The 26,147-nt window shown below is 65.9% G+C and carries 21 protein-coding genes and 1 tRNA gene; 9 read left to right on the forward strand and 13 right to left on the reverse strand.

The window, feature by feature from the left end; translation table 11 throughout:
• The first annotated feature begins 23 nt into the window (after nucleotides 1-23).
• Nucleotides 24-96, forward strand: a tRNA-Arg gene (locus VUN84_12155).
• Between the two features lie 48 nt (nucleotides 97-144).
• Here the strand turns inward: VUN84_12155 and VUN84_12160 are convergent.
• Nucleotides 145-1,122 (reverse strand): cation transporter, encoded by a 978-nt coding sequence (locus tag VUN84_12160; GenBank protein XAS63061.1) that lies wholly within the window; start codon nucleotides 1,120-1,122, stop codon nucleotides 145-147.
• A 115-nt stretch (nucleotides 1,123-1,237) separates the two neighbouring features.
• Here VUN84_12160 and VUN84_12165 point away from each other — a divergent pair, with 115 nt between their 5' ends.
• Both VUN84_12165 and VUN84_12170 read left to right on the forward strand, forming a co-directional pair.
• Nucleotides 1,238-2,296 carry a M4 family metallopeptidase gene (locus VUN84_12165; GenBank protein XAS63062.1) on the forward strand — a complete coding sequence of 353 codons (1,059 nt, stop codon included), beginning with the start codon at nucleotides 1,238-1,240 and terminating at the stop codon, nucleotides 2,294-2,296.
• Nucleotides 2,297-2,322: 26 nt separating this feature from the next.
• Complete coding sequence (locus VUN84_12170; protein ID XAS63063.1) at nucleotides 2,323-2,619, forward strand: protealysin inhibitor emfourin; 297 nt, start codon at nucleotides 2,323-2,325, stop codon at nucleotides 2,617-2,619.
• Between the two features lie 24 nt (nucleotides 2,620-2,643).
• Here the strand turns inward: VUN84_12170 and VUN84_12175 are convergent, their stop codons facing one another.
• The gene (locus VUN84_12175) at nucleotides 2,644-3,609 is read right to left on the reverse strand and encodes a helix-turn-helix domain-containing protein (GenBank protein ID XAS63064.1); all 966 of its coding nucleotides are present in this window, start codon (nucleotides 3,607-3,609) and stop codon (nucleotides 2,644-2,646) included.
• An 81-nt stretch (nucleotides 3,610-3,690) separates the two neighbouring features.
• Here VUN84_12175 and VUN84_12180 point away from each other — a divergent pair, with 81 nt between their 5' ends.
• Nucleotides 3,691-3,858, forward strand: a complete 168-nt coding sequence (locus VUN84_12180) for a hypothetical protein (GenBank protein ID XAS63065.1) — start codon at nucleotides 3,691-3,693, stop codon at nucleotides 3,856-3,858.
• A 66-nt stretch (nucleotides 3,859-3,924) separates the two neighbouring features.
• Here the strand turns inward: VUN84_12180 and VUN84_12185 are convergent, their stop codons facing one another.
• On the reverse strand, nucleotides 3,925-4,590 hold the full coding sequence (locus VUN84_12185) for an SDR family NAD(P)-dependent oxidoreductase (GenBank protein XAS63066.1): 666 nt from the start codon (nucleotides 4,588-4,590) through the stop codon (nucleotides 3,925-3,927).
• 155 nt (nucleotides 4,591-4,745) lie between these two features.
• Here VUN84_12185 and hrpA point away from each other — a divergent pair, with 155 nt between their 5' ends.
• A complete protein-coding gene (gene hrpA, locus VUN84_12190) occupies nucleotides 4,746-8,783 on the forward strand; it encodes an ATP-dependent RNA helicase HrpA (GenBank protein ID XAS63067.1) in 4,038 nt (1,345 codons plus the stop codon).
• Nucleotides 8,784-8,839: 56 nt separating this feature from the next.
• Here the strand turns inward: hrpA and VUN84_12195 are convergent, their stop codons facing one another.
• The 3 genes from VUN84_12195 to VUN84_12205 form a co-directional block, all read right to left on the reverse strand.
• Complete coding sequence (locus VUN84_12195) at nucleotides 8,840-9,268, reverse strand: HIT family protein (protein XAS63068.1); 429 nt, start codon at nucleotides 9,266-9,268, stop codon at nucleotides 8,840-8,842.
• The gene (locus tag VUN84_12200) at nucleotides 9,265-10,428 is read right to left on the reverse strand and encodes an NAD(P)-dependent alcohol dehydrogenase (protein XAS63069.1); all 1,164 of its coding nucleotides are present in this window, start codon (nucleotides 10,426-10,428) and stop codon (nucleotides 9,265-9,267) included. The genes VUN84_12195 and VUN84_12200 overlap by 4 nt, the downstream gene beginning before the upstream one ends.
• A 437-nt stretch (nucleotides 10,429-10,865) precedes the next feature.
• Entirely contained in the window at nucleotides 10,866-11,735 is an 870-nt protein-coding gene (locus VUN84_12205) for a sulfurtransferase (GenBank protein XAS63070.1), read from the reverse strand.
• Nucleotides 11,736-11,783: 48 nt separating this feature from the next.
• Here VUN84_12205 and VUN84_12210 point away from each other — a divergent pair, with 48 nt between their 5' ends.
• On the forward strand, nucleotides 11,784-12,884 hold the full coding sequence (locus VUN84_12210; GenBank protein ID XAS63071.1) for a PLP-dependent cysteine synthase family protein: 1,101 nt from the start codon (nucleotides 11,784-11,786) through the stop codon (nucleotides 12,882-12,884).
• Nucleotides 12,885-12,904: 20 nt separating this feature from the next.
• On the opposite strand, the gene VUN84_12215 is transcribed toward VUN84_12210, so the two are convergent.
• Complete coding sequence (locus tag VUN84_12215; GenBank protein XAS63072.1) at nucleotides 12,905-13,561, reverse strand: MBL fold metallo-hydrolase; 657 nt, start codon at nucleotides 13,559-13,561, stop codon at nucleotides 12,905-12,907.
• Nucleotides 13,562-13,666: 105 nt separating this feature from the next.
• On the opposite strand from VUN84_12215, the gene VUN84_12220 reads away from it, so the two are divergent.
• A complete protein-coding gene (locus VUN84_12220; protein ID XAS65845.1) occupies nucleotides 13,667-14,125 on the forward strand; it encodes a Fur family transcriptional regulator in 459 nt (152 codons plus the stop codon).
• 55 nt (nucleotides 14,126-14,180) lie between these two features.
• On the opposite strand, the gene VUN84_12225 is transcribed toward VUN84_12220, so the two are convergent.
• The 6 genes from VUN84_12225 to VUN84_12250 all read right to left on the reverse strand — a co-directional run bounded on the left by VUN84_12225 (nucleotide 14,181) and on the right by VUN84_12250 (nucleotide 21,235).
• Nucleotides 14,181-15,071, reverse strand: coding sequence for a metal ABC transporter permease (locus VUN84_12225; GenBank protein ID XAS63073.1), 891 nt, complete (start codon nucleotides 15,069-15,071; stop codon nucleotides 14,181-14,183).
• Nucleotides 15,072-15,929, reverse strand: a complete 858-nt coding sequence (locus VUN84_12230; GenBank protein ID XAS63074.1) for a metal ABC transporter ATP-binding protein — start codon at nucleotides 15,927-15,929, stop codon at nucleotides 15,072-15,074.
• A gap of 46 nt (nucleotides 15,930-15,975) precedes the next feature.
• Nucleotides 15,976-16,935 (reverse strand): zinc ABC transporter substrate-binding protein, encoded by a 960-nt coding sequence (locus VUN84_12235; protein ID XAS63075.1) that lies wholly within the window; start codon nucleotides 16,933-16,935, stop codon nucleotides 15,976-15,978.
• 176 nt (nucleotides 16,936-17,111) lie between these two features.
• A complete protein-coding gene (locus VUN84_12240; GenBank protein XAS63076.1) occupies nucleotides 17,112-18,179 on the reverse strand; it encodes a hemolysin family protein in 1,068 nt (355 codons plus the stop codon).
• Nucleotides 18,176-19,513: a hemolysin family protein gene (locus VUN84_12245; protein ID XAS63077.1), complete on the reverse strand. Its 1,338-nt coding sequence runs from the start codon at nucleotides 19,511-19,513 to the stop codon at nucleotides 18,176-18,178. The genes VUN84_12240 and VUN84_12245 overlap by 4 nt, the downstream gene beginning before the upstream one ends.
• A 258-nt stretch (nucleotides 19,514-19,771) precedes the next feature.
• Nucleotides 19,772-21,235: a GuaB1 family IMP dehydrogenase-related protein gene (locus VUN84_12250; protein ID XAS63078.1), complete on the reverse strand. Its 1,464-nt coding sequence runs from the start codon at nucleotides 21,233-21,235 to the stop codon at nucleotides 19,772-19,774.
• A gap of 376 nt (nucleotides 21,236-21,611) precedes the next feature.
• Here VUN84_12250 and VUN84_12255 point away from each other — a divergent pair, with 376 nt between their 5' ends.
• The gene (locus VUN84_12255; protein XAS63079.1) at nucleotides 21,612-25,409 is read left to right on the forward strand and encodes a multifunctional oxoglutarate decarboxylase/oxoglutarate dehydrogenase thiamine pyrophosphate-binding subunit/dihydrolipoyllysine-residue succinyltransferase subunit; all 3,798 of its coding nucleotides are present in this window, start codon (nucleotides 21,612-21,614) and stop codon (nucleotides 25,407-25,409) included.
• A gap of 132 nt (nucleotides 25,410-25,541) precedes the next feature.
• Nucleotides 25,542-26,141 (forward strand): GDSL-type esterase/lipase family protein, encoded by a 600-nt coding sequence (locus VUN84_12260; GenBank protein ID XAS63080.1) that lies wholly within the window; start codon nucleotides 25,542-25,544, stop codon nucleotides 26,139-26,141.
• The last annotated feature ends 6 nt before the right edge of the window (nucleotides 26,142-26,147 follow it).

Below are 26,147 nucleotides of genomic sequence, written 5' to 3' on the forward strand. Positions count from 1 at the left end.
CGGTAACGGCAGGAACCCTGAAGGCCCTCGTAGCTCAGGGGATAGAGCGTCTGCCTCCGGAGCAGAAGGTCGTTGGTTCGATTCCAATCGAGGGCACAGAGAAAAACCCCGCCATTTCAAGGAAGTGGCGGGGTTTCTTGCTTCCTAGTCGCCGGCGCGGGGTTCCGTGGAACCAAAGCCCAGCGCGGCCTCGTCCGGCGTTGCCAGTGTTAAGACGGCTTCTTCGACTGTTTCACGGTCTTCCAGCTCGCGCTCTATCCGTCGCAGGGTCACAGCCACTTCGTGCTCCGGGTGGTCCCCCTGCAGGTCCACCGCCGCGACGAGGTACAACCTGCGGGGGCCGACAAACTCCAGATGCATGTAGGTGAGCCGGGCGATGTCCGGGTGCTCCAATATCCGAAGAGCCATGGAGCGTTCGATGTCCGGAGTCACGCCCTGGCCCACCAGGAACCGCCGGTTGCGGTCGATCAGTACGACGGCGACGACCGCCAGCAGTACGCCGACGACGATCGACCCCAGGGCATCCGGCAGCGGCGAACCCGTGACCTGGTGCAGGAACACCCCGGCAAAGGCCACAACCAGGCCGACCAGTGCCGCGGCGTCCTCCGCGAAGACGGCGCGCAGTGTGGGATCGGAGCTGATCAGGACCTGTTCCAGGGTGTGGCGTTCGAGCTCGTGCGCGGCCTTCCTGGTCTGGCGGAAGGCCTGGATGAAGGAGATCCCCTCCAAGACGAAGGCCACGGCCAGGACGACGTAAGCGACTTCAAAGTCGGCCGCCGGCTCTGGCGAAATGATCTGCTGGATGCCGTGCATGATGGAGACCACGGCGCCGGCGGTGAAGAGTCCGAATGCCGCAAACATCGACCAGACGTATGCTTCCCGGCCGTAGCCCATGGGATGGCTCTCGTCCCGCGGCTTGACCGACCGCCGTTCCGCGAAGAACAAGAACACCTGATTTCCGGTGTCCGCCCAGGAATGGGCTGCCTCCGCCGTCATCGAGGCTGATCCGGTGAGGACTGCGGCCACGGACTTCGCGGCAGCGACGAGAATATTCGCCACAAAGGCGATGATGACCGTCAGAAGGGTCGAGTTGGATTCTTTTCGCTTCTTGGGGTGTGCCATTGGCCTACCGTATCCAATGGGCAGCATCACCCGTGCTCCCGGGGTTCCGCCCCTGCCAATTGTCGGCGCTCCCTCGTAGGCTGTCCACACAATGGCAGAAGATAAGGGGTCTCACATGTACTGCTCCATCATTCCTCCATACTTGCTCCGCCGCCTGGCAGCGCACCACGAACCGGAGTTCTCCGACATCTCCCGTGCAGCGAAAAACGCACTGCTGCACGTCCCGGACTTCCAGGCCTCCCGGGCTGCCCCGGGTCCCGGCAGCCATCCGGGAATGCGGGAACTCCAGCCGTCCCCGCCCGAACGCACCATCTTTGATGCGAAGTCCACCGAGAAACTGCCCGGCAGCGTGGTCCGCAAAGAGGGGGATGCGGCCACCGGGGATGCTGCCGCGGATGAAGCCTATGACGGGCTGGGAGACACCCACCGGCTCTACGCCGAGGCCTTCGGCCGGAACTCCATCGATGGCAACGGCCTCCACCTCAATGCCACGGTGCATTACGGCAGCCTCTACGACAACGCTTTCTGGGACGGCCAGCAAATGGTCTTCGGAGACGGCGACGGCCGAGTCTTCGAGCGGTTCACCAAGTCGTTGAGCGTCATTGGCCACGAGTTGGCACACGGCGTCACCCAGTACTCGGCCGGGCTGGCCTACCGCAACCAGGCCGGGGCGCTCAACGAATCGATGTCCGACGTCTTCGGCGCCCTCGTGGAGCAGTTCGTCAGGAAACAACCGGCGTCGGAAGCCAGTTGGCTGATCGGCGAAGGCCTTTTCACCGACCAGGTTCAAGGCGCGGCCCTGCGGTCCATGAAGGCCCCGGGCTCGGCGTACGACGACGACGTGCTCGGCAAGGATCCACAGCCGGACTCCATGGACGGCTACGTGCATACGAGCGCCGACAACGGTGGTGTGCACCTTAACTCCGGCATCCCCAACCGGGCTTTCTATCTGGTTTCTTCAGCCGTCGGAGGCAACGCCTGGGAGGCGCCGGGCCGGATCTGGTATGAGACGCTGACGGGCGGTACCCTGGCCCCGAACGCCACCTTTGGCGCGTTCGCCAAGGCCACCGCCGCTTCTGCCGGGGAGCTCTTCGGGGCGGAGTCCAAAGAGCATGACGCCGTGCTGTCGGCGTGGGAAACTGTGAAGGTAAAGTTCCCCGGAGCGAGGCGATAGGCCGAGCCCACAACGATCCGAGTCCCGTGAAGATTACCGTCCAGCGCAGCGGCGGAATTGCCGGCCTGAAGCGGACGTGGACCGTCCGGCCCACGCCGCCGGAGGATACCGACCAATGGCAACCGCTCATTGAAGCGTGCCCGTGGGACGACGTCGGCGGGACCGGGGGAGCCTCCGGCCAGCCGGACCGGTTCATGTACAGCATCCGGGCCGATCAACGCCGGGCGGTCCTGCCGGAGCGAGAGGTCACCGGCCCCTGGCGGGACCTGGTCGAGTGCGCCCGCGCTGCCGCCGAGGCAGCGGCCGTCCCGGATCCGGACTAGCTGCCTGATCCGGAGCCGCTCCCCCTATGCCGTCACCAGGTGTCCGCGGAAGGTGCGGCGGTAGGACTGCGGGCTGGTGTCCAGCACCTTGCCGAAATGGTGCCGCAACAGCACCGGATGGCCAAAACCGGATTCGCGGGCGATTTCGTCGATGGTATGGTCTGTGGTCTCCAGCAGTTCCTGAGCGCGCAGCACCCGCTGGGAGTTGAGCCAGGCGGCCGGCGTGGCCCCCGTCTCGGAACGGAAGCGCCTGGCGAACGTCCGCGGCGTCATATGCACGCGTGCCGCGAGGTCGTTGACCGGGTGTTCCTCCCCCAGGTGCCGCACCATCCACTGCAGCAGTTCCTCCATCGGCTCGGAACCGCACGCCGGGACGGGCCGGTCAATGTACTGGGCCTGGCCGCCGTCGCGGTGCGGTGGAACCACCATGTCCCGGGCGATCGCGGCTGCCACCGCGGCGCCAAACTCCTCCCGGACCAGGTGCAGGCAGGCGTCGATGCCGGCGGCTGTGCCGGCGCTGGTGATGATCCGGCCATCCTCGACGTAGAGGACGTTTTCATCCACCACAGCAGCGGGGTACCGGCTGGCGAGCTCCTGGGAATGATGCCAGTGCGTGGTGCAGCGGCGTCCGTCCAGCAGCCCGGCCCGGGCCAGGGCGAAGGCTCCGGAGCAGATGGACATCACCCAGGCTCCGCGCGCGTGGGCGGCGCGCAGAGTTTCCAGGACGGAGTCCGGTACATCCTCCTCCCGGCCGCAGGGGGTCATGATGACCAGGTCCGCGTCCGCCGCCGCGTCGAGCCCCAGAGCCACCCGCAGGGAGAGTCCGGACTCCAGCGGGACGTCCCCCGGCGACGGCGTGCAGACCCGGAAGTCAAAGGCCGGCACACCATTCCCCCGGCCTGACCGGTCCACCCCGAAGACTTCAAAAACGGTCCCGAATTCGAAGATCGAGAAGTTCGACACCACGATGAGTGCCACTGATTTGATCATGCCTCCAGTGTGGCAGAAATTATTGCATATTGGTCGTTTCTGCCACTTTTTCCTGTTGCCCTCCGGGAGAACCATGGAGGTATGGAACTCATCGGAATCGCCCTCGTTCTGCTAGTGATCATCGCCTCCGCCGCCACGGTCGCCGCTCTCCGCAAGGACGGCCTTGGCCACACTCCGCCCGTCCGCTCGGAAGAGTACTGGATGGCGAAGGACCTCCCCAGCACCAGTTACACCTTCCGGATTTTCTAGCCGGGGTCACGGACGTCCCTGGCCGCCGGTCAGCCCAGCGGCGGCCGGGGCCGGGGCCGGGCGCTGTTAGTCGGCGCTGATCTGAAGGCGGAACCGGTCCCGGCGGGTGTGCAGGTCCCACAGGTGGCCGGCCAGGACAGCGGGATCCTTCTCGGGATCCCCTTCAATGATGCGGCCGCCGATAATGAGCTGGGATACCTGGATGCCCTCCTCGCCGAGGGCCTCATGGAGAAGCTGCGCGTACGCCGCCTGCCCGGCGAAGGCCACCGAGGTGCCCGTGACGTTGCGTCCGGGCTTCACCGCGGAGCCGCCATTGACAAAGAGGATCGTTCCCCTGTTCCCGCCGAGGAACCGCATGCCGGGAAGGACCTGATGCACCGCCGCGACCGGACCGTAGATGGAGAATTCCACCGGTCCGATCAGGTCGGCGGGCGTGGTCTCGAGAACCGGCCGCATAAAATCCTTTTGCGGCAGGGGGCTGTACTGCAGGACCTCAATCGGTCCGAGGGTCTCCGTGGCGCGCTCCAGTGCCCGGGTGATCGATGCCTGGTCCCGCACGTCGGCGGCGAAGCCCCTGGCTTCGATGCCTTCGCCCGCCAGCCCTTCGGCCAACGCGTCAACGCGTCCCTGGTTGCGGGATATGAGCGCGACGGCGAAGCCTTCCGCGCCAAAGCGCCTCGCGACGGCGGTTCCAAGCCCGGATCCTGCGCCAATAATTGCGATAGTAGTCATGCCTACTCCAAGGCCCACCTGCTGCCAGCTATTCCTCAGCACCCTTAGTTTCTCGATGGGACAAACCGTCCGGCAGCCTCCTCCGGCCCTTTATAGACCGGGCCGCAGGGGGCAACCTGATGTCCGGCCGCCGGGACAGTAGACTGTTTGAAGCCATGACATTGCATATTTCCTACCCCGCCGAGCTGCCGGTTTCCGAGCGCCGCGAGGACATCATGGCCGCCATCGCGGCCAACCAAGTGACCATCATCGCCGGCGAAACCGGTTCGGGGAAGACCACCCAGATACCGAAGATGTGCCTGGAGCTGGGGCTCGGCGAGAATGGACTCATCGGCCACACCCAGCCGCGCCGCCTCGCCGCCCGCACGGTGGCCGAGCGCATCGCGGAGGAACTCGGCGTCGAAATCGGCCAGGAAGTCGGCTTCCAGGTCCGCTTCACCGGCGAGGTGGGCCGCACCACCAAGATCAAGCTGATGACCGACGGCATCCTGCTGGCCGAGATCCGTCGCGACAAGCTGCTGCGCAGGTACAACGCCATCATCATTGACGAGGCACACGAACGCAGCCTCAACATCGACTTTATCCTCGGCTACCTCAAACGGATCCTGCCCCAGCGGCCGGACCTCAAGATCATCATTACCTCGGCCACCATCGATCCCCAGCGTTTCGCGAAGCACTTCGGCAGCGACGATGAGCCGTCGCCGATCATCGAGGTTTCCGGCCGCACCTATCCGGTCGAAATCCGTTACCGGCCGTTGTCCCAGCCGGCCGGCGGTCCCGGCGACGCCGGTGCAGACGACGCCGGCTCCGATGATGAGCTGGAAGAGGACCGCGACCCGCTGGACGCCGTCTGCGACGCCGTCGACGAACTTGCCCAGGAGGCGCCCGGCGACATCCTGGTTTTCTTCTCGGGCGAGCGCGAGATCCGGGATGCGGCCGAGGCCCTCAACGCCCGGATCCAGTCCAACCGTAAGCTGGCCGGCACCGAGGTTCTCCCCCTCTTCGCCCGGCTCAGCCTGCAGGAGCAGCACAAGGTCTTCCACCCCGGCAGCAAACGCAGGATTGTCCTTGCCACCAACGTCGCAGAGACCTCCCTGACGGTGCCCGGCATCAAATACGTCATCGACACCGGCACCGCCCGCATCTCCCGCTACTCGCACCGGACCAAGGTTCAGCGGCTGCCGATCGAGCGGGTGTCCCAGGCTTCCGCCAACCAGCGCTCCGGCCGCTGCGGCCGTGTCTCTGACGGCATCGCCATCCGGCTGTACTCGGAGGAGGACTTCGAGACCCGGCCGCCGTTCACCGATCCGGAAATCCTGCGCACCAACCTTGCCGCGGTCATTCTGCAGATGACAGCGATGGGCGTAGCCCGCGGGCCGAAGGATGTGGAGAACTTCCCCTTCGTGGAGCCGCCGGACTCCCGTGCCATCAACGACGGCGTCTCCCTCCTCCGCGAGCTCGGTGCCCTGAGCGCCGCCCGTCCGCAGGAACAGCCTGACGGTGCCGATGCCCGCCACGGCCGCCAGCCGTCTGCCGGCAGGAACGGCGGCGGCCTGACCGCCGTCGGGCAGCAGCTCGCCCAATTGCCCGTGGACCCGCGGCTTGGCCGAATGATCGTCGAGTCGGGCAAACGCGGCTGCGTCCGGGAAGTCATGATCCTGGCCGCGGCGCTGACCATCCAGGACCCGCGCGAGCGCCCCCAGGGGGACGGCTCAGGCAAACAGCAGCTCGCCGCGGAGAAACACGCCCGTTTCCGGGACGAGAACTCTGACTTCACCGGTTTCCTGAACCTTTGGAACTACGTGCAGGAGAAGCAACAGGAGCTCTCCTCCACGGCCTTCCGCCGGCTCTGCCGTGCCGAGTTCATCAACTACCTGCGTGTCCGCGAGTGGCAGGATCTGTTCGCCCAGCTTCGCCAGCTGGCGCGGCCACTGGGCATCAGCCTGGACAACAACCGCCTGGCCGATCCGGTGGGCCACCACGAGGGTATTCACATCAGCTTGCTGTCCGGTCTGCTCAGCCACGTGGGCATCCTTGACGACCGCAAGCGCGAGTACGCCGGAGCCCGCGGCAGCCGCTTCGCGATCTTCCCGGGCTCGGCCCTGTTCAAGAAGTCCCCGACCTTTGTCATGGCCGCCGAGCTGGTGGAGACGGGCCGGCTGTGGGCGCGGGTGGCCGCGAAGTTCGATCCCCTCTGGGTGGAGCAGGTGGCGCCGGACCTGATCAAGCGCAGCTACAGCGAACCGCACTGGTCAAAGAAGATGGGCTCGGTGATGGCCCACGAGAAGGTCACGCTGTACGGCGTGCCCATTATCCCGAGCCGCCGGATCAACTACGGCAAGGTGGATCCGGAGCTTTGCCGGGAGCTGTTCATCCGCCATGCCCTGGTGGAGGGCGACTGGCAGACCCATCACAAGTTCTTCCACCGCAACCGGGCCCTGCTGCACGAGGTCGAGGAGCTGGAGGCACGGATGCGACGCCGGGACATCCTGGTGGACGATGAGACGCTTTTCGAGTTCTATGATGCCCGGATCGGCAAGGACGTCGTGTCCGAGCGCCACTTCGACAAATGGTGGAAGGATGCGCGGCAGCAGGATCCCGCGTTGCTCGACTTCGACCAGGCGCTTCTGATCAGCGAGGACGCCGACGCCTTGGACGACTCGGCGTACCCGAAGACCCTGCTGCACAAGGGCTTTGAGCTGCCGTTGAGCTACGAGTTCCATCCCGTCGCTCCCGGTTCCCCACCCAACCCGTCCGACGGCGTCACTGCCGAAGTGCCCGTACTGTTCCTGAACCAGCTCGACGACGCGGCGTTCCGCTGGCTGATTCCGGGCCAACGCGTGGAGCTGGTCACCGCCCTGATCAAGTCCCTGCCCAAGCACGTGCGCAAGAACTTTGTGCCGGCTCCTGATGTTGGCCGGCAGGCTGTGGCCGCGCTGGAGGCTGACTTCGATCCGGCCACCGATGAGCTGGAGGCATCCCTGGAACTGGTGCTGCGCCGCATCCGCGGCCAGGTCATCCCGCCGAACTCCTGGAATTGGGACGCCGTTCCGGCCCACCTTCGGGTGAGCTTCCGCGTGGTGGATTCCCTGGGGAAGGTGCTGGACGAGGGCAAGGACCTCGGCGTGCTGCAGGAACGCCTGGCGCCGGCTACCCGCCGGGCGATCGCCGAGTCGCTGGGGGCCACGCCAGCGACCACGGCACCGTCGGCCAGCGGCCGGACAGCCGGAACGGCGAACGGCAAGACGACCGGCGGGACCGCCCAGGCGGCCCACCCGGCAGCAGCCGCGGCGTCCGGCCTGTCCGCTACCTCGACCGGCTTCGCCGAGAAATCGGGCCTGACGGCCTGGTCCTTTGGAACAGTGCAGCGCCAGGTCCAAGGTACGGTGAAGGGGCACACCGTCACCGGCTACCCCGCCTTGGTGGACGAAGGTACGTCCGTGGCGCTGCGGCTCTTCCAGACCTCCTCCGAACAGGAACAGGCCATGCGCGGCGGCGTTATCCGCCTGCTCGCGCTGAGGGTGCCGCCGCCGGACCGCTACGTGCTCGAACACCTGAACAACTCCGAAAAGCTGACATTCAGCCAAAACCCGCACGGCTCCGTCTCGGCGCTGATCGCCGACTGTGCCCTCGCGGCCATCGACAAGCTCACCCCGGCGGAACTGCCGTGGGACGAGGCGTCCTTCAACGCCCTCTATGAGAAGGTCCGCGCGGACTTGATCGACACCGTGTTCACGGTCACCGCCGTCGTGGAGCGCATCCTGGCCAGCACCCGACGGATCGAGAAAGCCCTCAAGGGCACCACCAGTCTGGCGCTCATCAGCGCACTCAACGATATCAAGAGCCAGCTGGAACAGCTGGTGTTCCCCGGTTTTGTGGCACGCACAGGCTACAGTCAACTCAGCCAGCTGCCACGCTACCTCGCGGCGATTGAGAAGCGTCTGGAGAAACTTCCCACGATCGTCCAGCGGGATGCCCAGCACATGGCTGCGGTCCAGGCCCTGGAGGACGACTACGACGACGCCGTGTCCGCCCTGCTCCCGGGCCGACAGGCAGGATCCGAGTTAACCCAGGTGCGCTGGATGATCGAGGAGCTCCGGGTGAGCCTTTTCGCCGTCGAGCTGGGGACCGCTTACTCAGTGTCCGAGAAACGCATCCGCGCTGTGCTTAACAAGGCGCTGGCGCCGGCCTGACGCCCGGTTTGGGGCAAGGCAGAACCGCGCCAGCGGCGGGTTAAACGGACGCTGCCTCAGCCGGCCGGAACGTGAGCTACGTGTCCGGCTTTGCGGAGCCCTTCGCGCAGTTTCTCTGCATTTGCGTCAAGCCGCGCGGGGTCGGGGTTTTGATCCACCGAAGCAAAGTTGAAGTCGGCCATGGTGTTCGAGGGCCAGACATGGACGTGCAGGTGGTTGATCTCGTATCCGGCCACAATGAGTCCGGCGCGCGCCGAGTCGAACACCTCGACCTGGACAGCGCCGATCTTTTGGGCCACCTGCATCACACGGCCCAGCACCTCAGGGGACGCGTCCGTCCAGCGGTCCACTTCCGCGGTCGGCACCACCAGGGTGTGGCCGTCAGCGAGCGGGCCCACCGTCAGGAACGCGACGACGTCCTCCTCGCGCCACACGAAGCGGCCGGGAATCTCGCCGTTGATGATCTTGGTGAAGAGAGTGCTCATGCGTCTGCCCTTTCTGAAGGCGAACCGAGGGTGCTGGTGTCCAGAACAAAGCGGTACTTCACGTCCCCCGCGACCATGCGGTCGTAGGCCTCATTGAGCTGAGCTGCACCCACCACCTCAACATCCGAGGTGACCCCGTGCCCGGCGCAGAAGTCCAGCATCTCCTGGGTCTCGGCAATGCCGCCGATCAACGAACCCGCATACGCAACCCGGCGCCGGATCAAAGCGCCCGGGTTTACCGGGGGCATGTCCTCTGACGGCAGTCCGAGTTGGAACAAGGCCCCGTTAACCCGCAGGGTACGGAAGTAGGGGTTGAGGTCGTGCGGCGCGGCGACGGTGTCGATAATGAGGTCGATGCTGCGATTGGCAGCCTCCATCGCGGGCTCGTCGCGGGAAAGTACCACCTGGTCCGCGCCGAGTTCGCGGGCCGCGGCAACCTTGGCCGCCGACGTCGTAAAGACCGTCACGTTCGCGCCCATGGCCTTGGCCAGTTTCACTGCCATGTGCCCCAGTCCCCCCAGGCCGACGACGCCGACGGCGTCGCCTTCCTCGACGTCGAAGTGGCGCAGCGGCGAGTAGGTGGTGATGCCGGCGCACAGCAGCGGGGCGGCCGCGGCGGGGTCGAGGCTCTCCGGGACGTGCAGCACATAGCGGCGGTCCACAACGATCGATGTGGCGTAGCCGCCCTGGGTGAGGGCGTCGCCGTTGCGGCTGTCCTTGGCGCCGTAGGTGCCGGTCATGCCATTTTCACAGTACTGTTCGAGGCTTTCGAGGCAGCTGTCACATTCGCGGCAGGAATCCACCATGCAGCCCACACCGACCAGTTCGCCCGGGGTGAAATCATCGACGGCGGAACCGACGCGGCTGACGCGGCCCACGATCTCATGGCCGGGGGCGAGCGGGTAGTTCTGTGTCCCCCATTCACCCCGGGTGGCGTGCACGTCCGAATGGCAGAGCCCGCAGAATTCGATGGCGATCTCGACGTCGTCTTCTTTCGGCGCGCGACGGGCAAGTGTCAGGGGAACCAGGCCGCTGTCGGCCGCTGTCGCGCCGTATGCGGCAACGAGGCGGGGGCCCGGGGCGGGGGTCTCCGGGGGGGCCACGGTCACATCGGGAAGCGGTTTGGCAAGGGGCGGCGGTACGGGGCGTCCAGGTGTCATGGTTCGACGCTACCCTCGGGACCGGCCGCCATGCCACCTGGGCGGGACGGAGGGCCGTTCCGGCTGGGACGTGCACTGTCCCTGGTTGGCCGAATCAGATCGCCCGGTCGGGAACGAACCCGCGAACCTCCCGCGGGCGGCGACGGCGGGGCGGCCCTGATTGGCCGCTGCGGGAGTTGGCGGATCTGAAGTCCGCCGCCGCGGCGCAGCACGGACCACGGTCGCGTTTGACCTGATCCAACGCCGCGAACAGCAGAAGCCCGGGGACCCCCGGACCCGGAGTCGACTCATGGCCGACCGCACCCTCTTCCAGGCCGGAACCGGACCCGCCCGGCTTCCCGGCTACGGCATCGTCCCGGCCGGCTGGACCTCACGCCCCCGAGCAGGCCAGACTCGGGAAGAGTGCCTCCAGCGGCGGACAGGAAAGTCCGCCGCTGCTACAACGTGGAGCCGCCGTCGGCGTCGGGCGCCGACCCGGTCACCACCGGGTTGGAAGCGGTATGGGACCACTCGGAAAACGAACCAGGGTAAAGCGCCGCAGAAAAACCGGCGATTTCGAGGGCCGCTATTTGGTGCGCGGCAGTGACTCCGGAACCGCAGTAAACGGCGGTGGCGACGTCGGGGCGCACTCCGAGACTGGAAAACCGTTCCCGCAGCGCGGCCGGGGACAGGAACCTGCCATCCGCGCCAAGGTTGGCGGTCGTCGGGGCGCTCACGGCTCCGGGGATGTGGCCGGCCCGCGGATCAACCGGTTCGATTTCGCCGCGGTACCGCTCCCCCGCCCTGGCATCGAGCAGCAATCCCTGCCCGCCCCACGAGGCCGCCTGGCCGGTATCAATCGCGGGCATCCCGCCTTCAGCCAGCGTCACGTTCCCGGGTTCGGCGCGCCACTCACCGCTTTGAACCTCGTAGCCCGCGGCGCGCCAGGCGGACAGGCCGCCGTCGAGCAGGCATACATCGGAAAAACCGGCGTTCCGGAGCATCCACCAAAGCCGGGCGGCGGCCAGATTGCCGCTGTCGTCATAGGCCACCACAACGTCACCGTTGCAGATCCCCCAGGACCGCACCGACTCCTGGAACTGCTCCAGGGCGGGAAGCGGGTGCCGGCCGCGGCTGGGATCGGCCGGTCCGGCCAGGTCACGGACAAGGTCCACAAAGACCGCGCCGGGGAGGTGCCCGGCAAGATAGTGCTCCCGGCCGTGCGGATCACCGAGCGCCCAGCGGACATCCAACAACACAGGCCTGCGGCCGGCGCGCTCTGCGCTGACCAGGTCCTGCAACGCGGCCACATTCATCAAGGTCTGCATCCCCCAACTTTAGCCATGGCCATCCGCCGCCGCCGGTAGGCTGGTGCGGTGAGCACAGCGCGAGAGCACCACAGGGCCTGGGCCGACGAGGCCATCCGCAGAATCAACGCAGAGAACAACCGGTCCGCCGACACCCACCTGTATTCCGTCCCGCTTCCGGAGCATTGGGGCGTCCGGCTGTACCTCAAGGACGAGTCGACGCACCGGACGGGAAGCCTCAAGCACCGGCTGGCCCGCTCCCTCTTCCTCTTCGGCCTGGTCAATGGCTGGATCTCCGAAGGCACCACTATTGTGGAGGCCTCCAGCGGCAGCACCGCCGTGTCGGAAGCCTATTTCGCCCAGCTGCTGGGCCTGCCGTTCATTGCGGTCATGGCCCGGACCACCAGTCCGGAGAAGATCGCGCTCATTGAACAGTTCGGCGGCTCCTGCCTGCTCGTGGACCACGCATCGGAGGTCTACGACGCCGCCGCGGACCTCGCCGAACGCACTCACGGCCACTACATGGACCAGTTCACGTACGCCGAACGGGCCACAGACTGGCGGGGCAACAACAACATTGCGGAGTCAATCTTCGACCAGCTTGCGCTGGAGGAGCACCCGGTTCCCGACTGGATCGTGGTGGGGGCCGGCACCGGCGGCACCAGTGCCACCATCGGCCGGTACCTGCGGTACCACCAGCACACGACGCAGCTTGCCGTCGTCGATCCGGAAAACTCCGCCTTTTACCCCGGCTGGCTGCAAACCCGCGGAACTCCCCGCGGCACGGCCGCCGCCTGCACAGGGCAGCCATCACGGATCGAGGGCATCGGCCGGGCGCGGCTGGAACCCAGCTTTGTCCCGGCCGTCATCGACCACATGATCCAGGTCCCGGACGCGGCCTCGGTGGCCGCCATGCGGCACCTGAACCGCCACGCAGGCCTGCTTGCCGGCCCCTCCACCGGCACGAATCTCTGGGGCGTCTGGCAGCTCATTGCACAAATGCTTGCCCGGGGCCAGCGCGGGAGCGTCGTGTCGCTGATGTGCGACGGCGGGGACCGTTACGCCGGCAACTATTACAGCCCGGGCTGGTTGCAGTCACAAGGCCTGGAACCGGAACCGTACGAGGAGACCATCCGGGAATTCTTCACCAACGGATCCTGGCCGCAATAGTTGCAGTCGGCGCTTGCTGCCTAAACTTCCACCGTGTCTCCGGTCGACAGGTGACGGTATTCCGTGCCGTACTTGGCACCGAAACGGGTTACGTGCCCCTCCACCAGGCCGCGGCCGGCGTCATTGAGCAGAGCGTCGTGGATCGGAAAGGCTTTCGCGGCGCGGACGCCGATCACGAAGTCGACCACCTCCCCCACCTTGTTCCAGGGCGCGTGGATGGGCACCAGCAGCGTCCGGACGTCCACGCCGTCGGGGACTATGAAGGAATCCCCGGGGTGGTAGACGTTGGCATCAACGAGGTATCCGATATTGGCGACCACCGGAATTTGCGGATGGATCAGTGCGTGCTGGCCGCCAAAGCAGCGGATGGCGAACCCGGCCGTCTCGAAGTCCTCGCCCGGAACCACCGCGTGGATCCTCGGCCCGGCGTCCGGGGCCTTTTCCCGCAGGTGCGCCGCGACGCCCGCCGGTGCGAAAAGCTGCAGTGCCGGGCTGGCCAGCAGGGCGGAAGCGACGGGGTCGACGTCAATGTGGTCGGCATGTTCGTGGGTCACCAGCACAGCATCGGCGCCGGCCAGAGCGCGGTCCGTCTCCGAGAAGGTTCCCGGATCAAAAACGAGCACTTTGCCGTCCTTCTCGAGCCGGACACAGGCGTGGGTGAATTTAGTCAGCAGCATCCGGCCAGCCTAGGGTCCTTTAGCAGCGGTGTCCACGTGCCCAACTGGTAATCTGGGACCTTGCCACCACCCCGTATTGAGACCACCAGCGAAGCGAGTTCCACGATGTCCCACGGCGCCACAGCCGACGGCGGCCGGGCCGCCGCGACGGCCCCTGCCGCGGCCAAGGAACAACGGGTCACCAAGCAGCGGCTGGCGGTCAGCGCGGTCCTCGACGAACTGACAGACTTCGTCAGCACGCAGGAGCTGCACCGCATCCTGCAGGACCGCGGCACAGCGGTGTCCCTCGCCACCTCATACCGGATCCTCCAGTCCCTCGCGGACGAGGGCCTGGCGGACGTCCTCCGAAACGCCGACGGCGAGGCCGTGTACAGGCGGTGCGCCGTGACCGGGCACCACCACCATCTGCTGTGCCGCAGCTGCGGGAAGGCCGTTGAAGTTGAGGCACCCGCGGTTGAAGCGTGGGCGGCCAGGACGGCAGCCGAGCACGGCTTTACCGCCGTGGAACACACCGTCGAAATCTTCGGCTTGTGCCCGGACTGCACCGCCAGGGCCACCCCCTAGCGCTCGCCCCGCAGGCCGGGTCGAACGCCACGCTGGGGCCGGGGCGGGAAGCCGCTTAGCCCGCAGGAACCGCCGCGCCGCGCAGCACCCGCCCGTTGAGGCCGCGTCTGGCCCGTACGCCACCGACGATCCGGCAGAGAACATAGATCAGAAACGACAAGGTGGTCACGTAAGGACTGATGGGGATCCGGCCGCCGAGGGCCAGCAAAATGCCCCCGACGGTAGCCGTAACGGCGAACACCACGCTGAGGATCACCACCAGCCGGGGTGATGATGTGACCCGCATCGCGGCGGCCGCAGGAGTGATCAGCAAGGCCAACACCAGCAGGGCGCCCACAATTTGGATGGACAGCGCCACGCTGACGCCAAGCAACAACATAAATCCGATGGCGAGAGCCCGGACGGGAACGCCGCGGGCCGCAGCGACGTCGGGGTCCACGCTGGCGAACGTCAGCGGCCGCCAGATGGCTGCCAAGGCCAGCATCACCAGGATGGCCGCCACCGCCAGCACCTGGAGCTGAACGGTTCCAACCGAAACAATCTGTCCGGTGAGCAGGCCGAATTTGTTGGCGGCACGCCCCTCGTACAGGGACAAAAACAGGATGCCCAGGCCCAGGCCGAACGGCATAATGACGCCGATAATCGAATTCTTGTCCCGGGCGCGGACGCCCAGCAGACCCAGCAGCAACGCCGCCACGACGGATCCCGCCAACGAGCCCAGGACTATGTCCGCACCGATCAGGAGGGCAAAGGCCGCGCCGGCGAAGGAGAGCTCGGAGATTCCGTGGACGGCAAACGCCAGGTCACGCTTCATGACAAAGGTCCCCATCAGGCCGCCCAGCAGGCCCAGGACGGCGCCGGCCCAGAGTGAGTTCTGGACAAGAACCAGCAGCTCGCCATAGTTCTCAAAGTTGAAAATTGAATGGAGCAGGCTGTCCAGGTCCATCTAGCCCACCTCCCCCGCCACGGCGTGGGCGTCCTCATGGTGGTGTGTCGTGGCGTCGGGCAGTCCGACCACCACCAACCGGCCGTTGGCCCGGATTACTTCGACGTGGCTGTTGTAAAGATCAGACAGAACTTCGGTGGTCATGACTTCCTCCGGCGGGCCCACCCGGAACCGCCCGCCCGCCAAGTACAGCACGCGGTCCACATAGTCCATGATCGGGTTGATTTCGTGTGTCACGAATACCACGGCGCTGCCCTGGTCATGGCACTGCTGGTTGATGAGCGCGCTCACCGCTTGCTGGTGCTGGAGGTCCAGGGACAGCAAGGGCTCGTCGCAAAGCAAGACTTTGGGGTCTGTGGCGAGGGCCTGCGCCACGCGCAGCCGCTGCTGCTCCCCACCGGACAGCTGACCGACGGGGACCTTCGCGTAATCGGCGGCACCCACCAGCTCCAGCAGTTCATCGATTCTGCGGTTCACCTTTGCTGTTCCGAGGCGGAGACCCCAGCGGTGGCCGTCGACGCCGAGCCCCACAAGGTCGCGGGCACGCAGGGGCGTGTCAGGGTCAAAAGACTTCTGCTGGGGGACATAGCCGATCCCCCGGCTTCCCCGCTCCACCGACCGGCCCGCGAGCGTCGCCGAACCCGAACTCAGCTCCTGCAATCCGAGCAGAACTTTAAGGAACGTCGTCTTGCCGCTGCCGTTGGGTCCGAGGACGGCGAAGAATTCGCCCGGGTTGATGTCCAGATCCAGACCCTCCCACAGGGTCCGCTTGCCGAACGAGAGGGAGGCACCACGAAGGCTCACTACGGGCGTCAACTTGAGTTCCTCGGATTCCTCGCAGGCCCTGGGCTTGCGCATACGCACTGGGCCATCCGGCCGGGCGGGTGGGTGGTGTCTGCTAATCCTAGGCCAGGGCCTTGGCGATGTTGTTGACGTTGTCCGTCATCCACTGCTGGTAGGACTTGCCCTCCGGCAGGGTCTCACTGAAATTTACGACCGGAACTCCGGCTGCGGCCGCCGCGTCCTTCACTGCAAGCGTCTGCGGGCCCTCGGTCTGCTCATTGTAGGCCAGGAGTTTGATGCCGCCGGAGCGCATAAGGTCGGTGGTGGCCTTGAGCGCGGCGGGCGGCACATCTGCGTCTTCTTCGATGGCGGCGGTGTACTCTCCCGGCGTCTCGTTCTTCAGGCCGGCGGCCTCGAGCAGGTAGAGCGGCACGGGTTCCGTCACAGCCACGGGTGCCTCCCCGCCGGATGCCTTCATGCCGGAAAGCTTCGACTCAAGGCCGAGCAGGGAATCCTTGAATGCGGCAGCGTTACTGCGGAAAGTCCCGGCGGAGGCCGGTTCCAGATCGCCGAGTTTGGCTGCCACAGCATCAGCAATTCTGGCCATGGCGGGCAGGCTGTACCAGACGTGCTCGTTGAAACCTGTATGGGTGTGTCCGTGTGCGTCGGCCTCGCCCGACGCACCCGCGGACTCCTCCTGAGCCAATCCGGAGAGTTCGACGGCATTCAGGACGTTCGCGTGGTCAATCCCGGTGTCGTCTGCGAGCTTATGGAGAAAGTCGTCATAGCCGCCGCCGTTTTCCACCACAAGCCCGGCCTTGGAGACCGCGAGTTTGTCCTGGGTGGTGGCCTCGTAGCTGTGCGGGTCCTGGCTGGTGCGCGTGATCATCGAAGTGACCCGCACCTTGTCCCCACCGACCGTGGCGACAATGTCGCCGTAGACGCTGGTGGAGGCAACGACGTCGACGATTCCGTCGCCCGCGCCCCGCGGGGAGTTCCCCGGCCCCGGGGCGCAGGACGTCAGCAGCAGGGTGGCGCCGGCGAGGGCAGCAACGACGGCTCGGGGGGCAGGACGACGCACGGTGAGGACCTCGGATCTGTTATTGAGAATCAGGAGCAATAGCGCTAGTTCGAGTGTAGCCCTAAATAGGAATGATTCCTATTTAGGGCTACCCTGTGGCTGTTCCTGGTGCTCTTCGCGCGGATCCGCTTAACAGCAGAACCTGGTTCCGCCGGTCATGGCATCTGCTGATCCTGTTACTGCTGATCCTGGCCCAGCCTCCGGTAGCCAGTCGCCTGGGTGGCGTCGCGGATCTCTCCGACAAGTTGTTCAATGACATCCTCGAGGAACAAAACGCCCTGGGTGAGGCCGTCCGGGCCGATCACGCGGGCCAGGTGTGAGCCGGTCCGCTGCATAACGGACATGGCCTTCTCAATTTCATCATCCATCGCCAGGTTCGCCAGGGAGCGGATGTGGCTCTCGGCGACCGGCTGGTGGTACGCGGCGTCCGGAATGGAGAGCACGTCCTTGATGTGCAGGTAACCGGAGAGCATGCCGTCGTCGTCAAGCATCGGAAAGCGGGAAAATCCGGTGCGGCTCACAGCCTTTTCGAATTCCACTGGTGAGGTGTTGGCTTTCAGCATGACGAGTTTGTCGAGCGGGACCATGACCTCGGAGGCGGTGTGTTCGGAGAACTCCAGGGCTCCGGTGATCAGTCCGGCGTCGTCGTCCACCAGCCCGTGGCGGGTGGACTCCTGCACGATCGACTGCACTTCCTCCAGGGTGAAGGACGACGTGACTTCATCCTTCGGCTCGATCCGCATCAGTTTCAGGATGTGGTTCGCTGCCCAGTTGAGGGCCACGATGACCGGCTTCACCAGGCGGGCAATGAACATCAGCGGCGGCGCCAGCAACAGGGCTGCCTTGTCCGCAACCGATACCGAAATGTTCTTGGGGACCATTTCACCGATGGTGACGTGCAGGAACGTGACCACCAGTAGGGCGACGGCGAACGCGGCGATGTCCGCGATCTCCACCGGAATGCCTACAGCCCCGAGCGGAACAGCCAGCAGGTGGTGGATGGCCGGCTCGGCCACCTGCAGGATCAGCAGGGAGCAAACGGTGATGCCGAGCTGCGCGCAGGCCAGCATCAGTGAAACGTTTTCCATGGCCCGCAAGGTGGTTTGCGCGCGTTTGGATCCCGCCTCGGCGAGCGGCTCGATCTGGCTGCGCCGGGCGGACATGACCGCGAACTCCGCCCCGACGAAGAAGGCGTTGCCGAGCAGCAGCACCACTAGCCAGAGAATTCCTGCCCAGTCGCTCATGCTGCACCGACCCTGCCGTTGGCGTGCTCGTCGGAATGCATGACGACGGGCTTGAAGCAGATCCTGTCGATTCGCCGGCCATCCATGCGGGTCACGGCCAGGGTGCCGCCGACGACGTCGACGGTGTCCCCCACCGTGGCGATCCGGCCCAATTTGCTCATGACGTAGCCTCCCACCGTTTCATAGGCAGACTCATCGGGCACGGTCAGGCCCGGGATCTGTTCAGAGAGTTCGTCGGGGCGCAAAAGCCCCGGGAAGTACCAGTCACCCGAGGCGCTCTGCAGCAACCCGGGCCGGACCTTGTCGTGTTCATCGGCCACTTCCCCGACGATTTCCTCAACGAGATCCTCAAGGGTGGCAATGCCGGCGGTTCCGCCGTACTCGTCCAGGACGACGGCAAGCTGAAGGTTGCCTTCGCGCAGTTCCGCCAGCAGGGCGTCAAGGTGGATGGTTTCCGGCACGCGGAGCACATCGGTCATGATGGCGCCGGCCTCGAGCTTGGCGCGCCGGTCCGAGGGAACCGCAATTGCCTTCTTGATGTGCACCACGCCACGGATGTCGTCCGAGGATTCTCCAATGACGGGGAAGCGCGAATATCCGGTGCGCCGGGCTGCCTCGACAATGTCAGACACCGGCTGGTCGCCGTCGATGGTCTCGACCCGGATGCGGGGCGTCATGACATCCGCCGCTGTCCGTCCTGAAAACTTGAGCGTCCGGGCGATGAAGTTGGCGGTGCCGACGTCAAGGGTTCCCATCGCGGCGGAACGACGCACCAGGGAGGCAAGTTCGGCCGGAGTCCGCGCCCCGGAAATCTCCTCTTTGGCTTCCAGGCCGAAGATGTTGAGCACCTTGTTGGAGAAGCCGTTGAGGACCACGATGGCGGGCCGGAAGATCGCTGTGAACATCAGTTGCGGGCGGGCCAGTGCCTTGCCCACCTCGAAGGACAGCGCGATGGCCATGTTTTTCGGGACCAGTTCGCCGATCAGCATGGACAGGAGCGTCGCGAGGGCCATCGCGAGGACCAGGGAGATCGAGGAGATCGCGGCGGCCGGCACGCCGATGATGGCCAGGGGGCCTTCGAGCAGCTTGCCGACCGAGGGCTCCATGACGTAGCCCGTGAGGAGGGTGGTGATAGTGATGCCCAGCTGGCAACTGGAGAGTTGCGTGGACAGGGACTTGAGGCATTTCAGGAGGGGCGCGGCAGCGGTATCGCCATCGTCCACCGCCCGTTGGACGGAGGCCTGGTCAAGGGCTACGAGGGAGAATTCGACGGCTACGAAAAAGCCCGTTCCGAGAATGAGCAGCAGGCCCGCCAGGAGAAGTAACCACTCCATTTAGCAGCCTGCTTCCGGGGCGGCGCGGCGGCGGCCCGGCGGAGGATGGTCGGCAGCAGCCGAGCCCGGTTCCTGGAAGGCTCCGGATCCCGCAGGGGCAGTCTGCTGGCGGGTTACCGGAGAATGATGGGCGCGTGAACGGGGTTTGCCGGCTCTTCGGGTGGACTGCGCGGGAAGTGTTTCCATTCCCCGCTGACAGCCCCCAGGCCGGCACCTAGAATTACTGTCCATAAGAAATTCAGTCTACAGGAGCACCGGCTACCAGCTCTGCGGGACAGGACGGCCCTCCTCGTAACCGGCTGCGGACTGGATACCCGCCACGGCGCGCTCCCGGAACGAAGCGAGATCCGCCGCTCCTGCGTAGCTCATGGAACTGCGCAGGCCCGCGGTGATCATGTCCAACAGATCCTCGACGCCGGGGCGGACCGGATCGATGAACATCCGGGAGGTGGAAATGCCTTCCTCGAACAGCGCCTTGCGGTCTTTTTCGAAGGCTCCCTCACGCTGGTTGCGGTTTTGTACGGCCCGGGCGGACGCCATGCCGAAGCTTTCCTTGTAATACCGGCCGCCGGCGTCCTGTTGCAGGTCCCCCGGGCTCTCATGCGTCCCGGCAAACCAGGACCCGATCATCACCTGGCTGGCCCCGGCAGCCAGGGCCAGCGCGACATCGCGCGGATAACGGACGCCGCCGTCGGCCCAGACCCGCCCGCCGGCCGACCTGGCCGCCGCCGAGCATTCCAGCACGGCGGAGAACTGCGGACGCCCCACGGCAGTCATCATGCGCGTGGTGCACATGGCACCGGGTCCCACGCCTACCTTGACGATGTCCGCGCCGGCCTGGATGAGTTCGCGGGTGGCATCTGCAGTCACCACGTTCCCTGCCACCACCGGCACGCCGGGGTTGAGGCCCTTCACGGCGGCCAGCGCATCGAACATCTTTTGCTGGTGGCCGTGCGCGGTGTCGAGGACCAGCACGTCCACCCCGGCGGCCAGGAGTTCCGCGGCACGTCCTGCAACGTCGCCATTGATCCCGACAGCGGCGGCAACCTTGAGCCGGCCGGCAGGATCCAGCGACGGCCGGTAAAGAGTGGAGCGCAGGGCTCCCTTCCTGGTCAGGACTCCAGCCAGCGCCCCGTCCCGCTGCACCGGCACAAAGTCGGTCCCGGCAGCGTCCATCGCCTCAAAGGCACGGCGCAGGCCGGTGCCGGAACCGCCGTCGTTGGCAGCCTCGAGCAATTCGGCATCCAGTACCAGCGGCTGGACGCGCATCACGGCGGCCAGGGACGCGAACCGGTCCTGGCCTTCGCAGTCCGCAGCGCGCACGATGCCGGCTACAGCTCCCGTGTCATCCACAACCATGACCGCCCCGTGCGGACGCTTGCCCATCAGGTGCAGGGCATCGATGACCGTACTGGCCGGCGAGAGGGTGACCGGTGTTTCCACCACGGGGTGCCGGGTCTTGATCCACGCCGTCACGTCGCGGATCACATTCAGCGGCACGTCCTGCGGCAGGACCGCCAGGCCCCCGCGGCGTGCCATCGTCTCCGCCATGCGTTTGCCGGTCACCGCCGTCATGTTGGCCGCAACCAAGGGAATCGCCGAGCCTGTTCCGTCATCTGCCGACAGATCCACATCCAGCCGGGAGGTGACGTCGGAACGGGACGGTACAAGGAAGAGGTCCGAGTAGGTCAGGTCGGTGGTGGGCTCGGTCAGGAAACGCACGGCTGCTCCTTTAGGTTGGCACTGGGAAACGGGCACTGCGGTGCCCCACGGGTTCTCAGTGCGAGTCTAGCCACGCTTCCGCCCGCCGCCGGACAGGCCCGGCCGCGTAACCGGCGGCGGTTCCGAACGCCGCCCGGCGCGCCCCCGGCAGCCTTCCGGCGGTACGCGGTGGTCACTCCGGCGGCACCCGATCCGGCGCTGCCGGGGCGTGTGGAGGCGACTCGATGATTTGAGTCACCCTTATTGGCGGTTTGGCAAGGATCGTCACTAGACTGGCAGAGGTCTGGGTTCACTGGACGCGGAGACTGGTCAGATCGTTGTGCTGAGGCACCGGAACACCAGTGGGAATCAAACTCATGGAAGAGGCGTAATTCAAGTGCCAGAGCAGCCTAGCCACCGTCTACCCGAGGAATTTGGCGGAAACGAGTGGCTCGTGGACGAACTGTACGAGCGGTACCAGCAGGACAAGAACACGGTGGACGCCAAGTGGTGGCCGCTGTTCGAATCCTTCGGCGCCGACGACAATTCCTCGTCCAACGGAGCCTCAGGCGCAGCGACAGTTGCGCAGCCCTCCACCCGTGAACTCCCTGTTATCCCTCCGGCGGCAGCGCAGCCGCCGGCGCCGGCACCAACCCCTGCTGCGGCTCCTGCTCCCGCCGCACCCCCTGCTCCTGCTGCCAAGAAGGCCCCGGCCACTGTTGCCCGCGACGGCTCCAAGACGTCCGAAGCCGGACCGGGCGCAGCGCCGATTCCAGCCCAGCTGCCCAAGAACATCAAGGCCCCCACCGCCCCCGAAGAAGACGTCGTGTCCGTCCTCCGCGGCCCGGCCAAGGCAATCGCCACCAACATGATCACCAGCCTGGAGGTGCCCACCGCCACCAGCGTGCGGGCCATTCCCGCCAAGCTCCTGATCGATAACCGGGTGGTCATCAACTCCAACCTGGCCCGCGCCCGCGGCGGCAAGGTTTCCTTTACGCACCTGATCGGCTACGCCGTCATCCGTGCCCTGGCCCAGTTCCCTTCGATGAACGTCTACTACGACGAGGTCGATGGCAAGCCGGTCGCTGTCCAGCCGGCGCACGTGAACTTCGGCATCGCCATTGACATGCCCAAGCCCGACGGCAGCCGCCTGCTCATGGTGCCGAACATCAAGAAGGCGGAGACGCTGAACTTCTCCGAGTTCTGGCACACCTACGAGGACCTGATCAAGCGTGCCCGTGCCGGCAAGCTGACCGCTGATGACCACTCCGGCACCACGGTGTCGTTGACCAACCCCGGCGGCATCGGAACCGTGCACTCGGTGCCCCGCCTGTCCAAGGGCCAGGCCGCCATCATCGGCGTCGGCGCACTGGACTACCCGGCGGAATTCCAGGGTGCCAGCGCAAAGATCATCGCCCAGAACGCCATCAGCAAAGTGCTCACGCTGACCTCCACCTATGACCACCGGGTCATCCAGGGCGCCGGCAGCGGTGAGTTCCTCAAGCTGGTCCACCAGCTGCTGCTGGGCGCGCAGAACTTCTACGATGAAATCTTTGAGTCCCTGCGCATCCCGTACGAGCCCGTGCGCTGGAGTCCGGACCTGCAGGTGGATCCGGCCGACGAAATCAACAAGGTCGCCCGGATCCAGCAGCTGATCCACGCCTACCGCGTCCGCGGCCACCTCATGGCGGACACCGATCCGCTGGAGTACGTCCAACGCAAGCACCCGGACCTCGACGTCCTGACCTACGGCCTGACACTGTGGGACCTGGACCGCGAATGGCCCACCGGCGGTTTTGGCGGCAAGCCCATGCTGGCCTTCCGCGACATCCTCGGTGTTCTCCGCGACGCCTACTGCCGCACCACCGGCATCGAGTACATGCACATCCAGGACCCCGAAGAGCGCAAATGGTTCCAGGACCAGCTGGAGCACCCGTACTCCAAGCCGAGCCGCGACGAGCAGCTCCGCATTGTCTCCAAGCTCAACGCCGCCGAAGCCTTCGAGACCTTCCTGCAGACGAAGTTCGTCGGCCAGAAGCGCTTCTCGCTGGAGGGCGGCGAGTCCCTGATTCCGCTGCTGGACGCCATCATCTCCGACGCGGCCGACGACGAACTCGACGAAGTGGCGATTGGCATGGCCCACCGCGGCCGGCTGAACGTGCTCACCAACATCGCCGGCAAGACCTACGCCCAGGTCTTCCGCGAATTTGAGGGCACCCAGGATCCGCGCTCCGTCCAGGGCTCCGGTGACGTGAAGTACCACCTCGGCACCGAGGGTACGTTTACCTCGGACAACGGCAAGCAGACCAAGGTCTACCTCGCCGCCAACCCGTCCCACCTCGAGGCCGTGGACTCCGTGCTTGAAGGCATCGTCCGCGCCAAGCAGGACCTCCTGAACCAGGGCGAAGCGTTCCCCGTACTTCCGATCATGGTCCACGGCGACGCCGCCTTCGCCGGACAAGGCGTAGTAGCCGAAACGCTTAACCTCTCCCAGCTGCGTGGCTACCGGACCGGCGGCACCATCCACGTCGTCGTCAACAACCAGGTCGGTTTCACCACCGCCCCGTCATCGTCGCGTTCCTCCACCTACTCCACGGACGTCGCGAAGATGATCCAGGCACCGGTGTTCCACGTCAACGGCGATGACCCCGAGGCCGTGGTCCGCATTGGGCAACTTGCCTACGAATTCCGCCAGCGGTTCCATAAGGACGTCGTCATCGACATGGTCTGCTACCGCCGCCGCGGCCACAACGAGGGTGATGACCCCTCGATGACCCAGCCGCTGATGTACAACCTGATTGAAGCCAAGCGATCAGTCCGCAAGCTGTACACCGAATCGTTGATCGGCCGCGGCGACATCACCGAAGAGGAAGCCGAACAGCTGCTGCGCGACTACCAGGAACGGCTGGAACGGGTCTTTGCGGAAACCCATGCCGCGCAGACCTCCCCGATCCCGGTCATCACGGCCGATTCTGCGGCCGTCTCCGATCTTGAGCGCCCCAAGTCCCAGCAGACCGATTCGATGATCGGCGCTGCGGTGTCCACTGCGATTTCGGCCGAGACGCTCGCCCGCATCGGCAAGGCCCACACCGACATTCCGGATGGTTTCACGGTCCACGCCAAGCTCAAGCAGCTGCTGGAAAAGCGCGACGTCATGTCCCGTGAAGGCGGCATTGACTGGGGCTTCGGTGAGCTCGCGGCCTTCGGTTCGCTCGTCATGGAAGGCGTCCCTGTCCGGCTCGCCGGCCAGGACTCGCGCCGCGGCACCTTCGTGCAGCGCCACGCCGTCTTCCACGACCGCGCCAACGGCGACGAGTGGCTGCCGTTGGAACACCTCTCCGACGACCAGGCAAAGCTGTCGATCTACGATTCCCTGCTCTCCGAATACGCGGCCATGGGCTTTGAATACGGCTACTCGGTGGAGCGCCCGGATGCCCTGGTGCTGTGGGAAGCGCAATTTGGTGACTTCGTCAACGGCGCGCAGACCATTATCGATGAGTTCATCTCCTCCGCCGAGCAGAAGTGGGGCCAGCGTTCCTCGCTGGTACTCATGCTTCCGCACGGCTACGAAGGCCAGGGCCCGGACCACTCCTCCGCCCGGATCGAACGCTTCCTGCAGATGTGCGCGGAAGAAAACATGATCGTGGCCAACCCCACCACCTCGGCGTCACACTTCCACTTGCTGCGCCGCCAGGCGTACAACCGGCCGCGGAAGCCGCTCATCGTGTTCACGCCCAAGCAGCTGCTCCGGTTGAAGGCCGCCGCGTCGTCCGTCGAGGACTTCACCACCGGCACCTTCCTGCCCGTCATCCCGGAGCACGAGCAGCTGCAGTCTGAAACGGTGGAACGTGTCCTGCTGGTTTCGGGCCGCCTGTACTACGACCTGCTGTCCACCCGGCAGAAGACCGGGGACAAGACGACGGCTATCGTCAGGGTCGAGCAGCTGTACCCGCTGCCGGCTGCCGAGATCGCCGCAGAGCTGGCCAAGTACCCGAATGCGGACGTTGTCTGGGCGCAGGACGAGCCCGCGAACCAGGGCCCGTGGCCGTTTATCGGCCTCACCCTTCCGGACGCCCTGGACCGCCGTGTCCGCCTCGTTTCCCGTTCCGCCTCGGCGTCCACCGCGGCGGGATCGATGAAACGCCACGCAGCGGAGCAGGACACGCTGCTCAAGCAGGCGTTCGCACGGAAGTAGGGCCTACGGTGCCCGGCCGGAGATGGAAACATGCGACTCCGGCCGGGCACCGTTGTTTAACCGGCAGAGTTCCCCCATTGTTGATCGTTGCGGGAACGGTTTATTGAAACGCTTAGAAGTGAAGAGGTAGTTGTGGAAGATCGGAAGCTGCGGATCGTAGCCGTAGGCGATGAGGTACTGGCCGGGCTGGGGGACCCCCGTGCGCTGGGCTGGCTGGGCCGCGTCCTGGCCCGCACCCCGCAGGACGCCCTGTCCCTGGAGTGCTACCCCCTGCCCTGCCCGCAGGAAGGCACCGAGGGCCTGGCCGCCCGCTGGTTCGAGGAAGCCGGACGGCGCTTCAGCGATCACAGCGAGAACCGCCTGGTGGTCGGCCTCTCCGGCCGCGATGTCGAGTTTGGCCTTTCCACGGCCCGCAGCCGCCTCAACCTCGCCAACATCCTGGATTCCGCGTCGCAAAACAGGATTGAAGTGTTCGTCGTGGGCCCGCCCCCGACGCTTGACCCTGCCCACAACCGCCGGCTCGGAGAGCTCAACACCGCTTTCGCGGACGTCACCACCCGGCGCAAGCACCTCTACGTCGATACCTTCTCACCGCTGCTGAACCACGAGCAGTGGCGCCAGGACCTCGCTGCCAACGGCGGCACCCCCGGCCAGGCCGGCTACGGTTTGATGGCCTGGCTTGTGCTGCACCGCGGCTGGTTCCAATGGCTGAAGGTCGACGCTCCGGAGTAAGCCGGT

The sequence above is a fragment of the Micrococcaceae bacterium Sec5.8 genome, from assembly GCA_039636775.1.
Lineage (GTDB): Bacteria > Actinomycetota > Actinomycetes > Actinomycetales > Micrococcaceae > Arthrobacter.

Excerpts from the sequence above, each read along its gene's own strand:
- VUN84_12195 (XAS63068.1), bottom strand. The coding sequence starts at position 9,268 with ATGAGCACTCTCTTCACCAAGATCATCAACGGCGAGATTCCCGGCCGC.
- VUN84_12205 (XAS63070.1), bottom strand. The coding sequence starts at position 11,735 with ATGCAGACCTTGATGAATGTGGCCGCGTTGCAGGACCTGGTCAGCGCA.
- VUN84_12240 (XAS63076.1), bottom strand. The coding sequence starts at position 18,179 with ATGAGCGACTGGGCAGGAATTCTCTGGCTAGTGGTGCTGCTGCTCGGC.
- VUN84_12200 (XAS63069.1), bottom strand. The coding sequence starts at position 10,428 with ATGACACCTGGACGCCCCGTACCGCCGCCCCTTGCCAAACCGCTTCCC.
- VUN84_12180 (XAS63065.1), top strand. The coding sequence starts at position 3,691 with ATGGAACTCATCGGAATCGCCCTCGTTCTGCTAGTGATCATCGCCTCC.
- VUN84_12185 (XAS63066.1), bottom strand. The coding sequence starts at position 4,590 with ATGACTACTATCGCAATTATTGGCGCAGGATCCGGGCTTGGAACCGCC.
- hrpA (XAS63067.1), top strand. The coding sequence starts at position 4,746 with ATGACATTGCATATTTCCTACCCCGCCGAGCTGCCGGTTTCCGAGCGC.
- VUN84_12230 (XAS63074.1), bottom strand. The coding sequence starts at position 15,929 with ATGCGCAAGCCCAGGGCCTGCGAGGAATCCGAGGAACTCAAGTTGACG.
- VUN84_12160 (XAS63061.1), bottom strand. The coding sequence starts at position 1,122 with ATGGCACACCCCAAGAAGCGAAAAGAATCCAACTCGACCCTTCTGACG.
- VUN84_12165 (XAS63062.1), top strand. The coding sequence starts at position 1,238 with ATGTACTGCTCCATCATTCCTCCATACTTGCTCCGCCGCCTGGCAGCG.
- VUN84_12225 (XAS63073.1), bottom strand. The coding sequence starts at position 15,071 with ATGGACCTGGACAGCCTGCTCCATTCAATTTTCAACTTTGAGAACTAT.
- VUN84_12215 (XAS63072.1), bottom strand. The coding sequence starts at position 13,561 with ATGCTGCTGACTAAATTCACCCACGCCTGTGTCCGGCTCGAGAAGGAC.
- VUN84_12245 (XAS63077.1), bottom strand. The coding sequence starts at position 19,513 with ATGGAGTGGTTACTTCTCCTGGCGGGCCTGCTGCTCATTCTCGGAACG.
- VUN84_12175 (XAS63064.1), bottom strand. The coding sequence starts at position 3,609 with ATGATCAAATCAGTGGCACTCATCGTGGTGTCGAACTTCTCGATCTTC.
- VUN84_12220 (XAS65845.1), top strand. The coding sequence starts at position 13,667 with ATGTCCCACGGCGCCACAGCCGACGGCGGCCGGGCCGCCGCGACGGCC.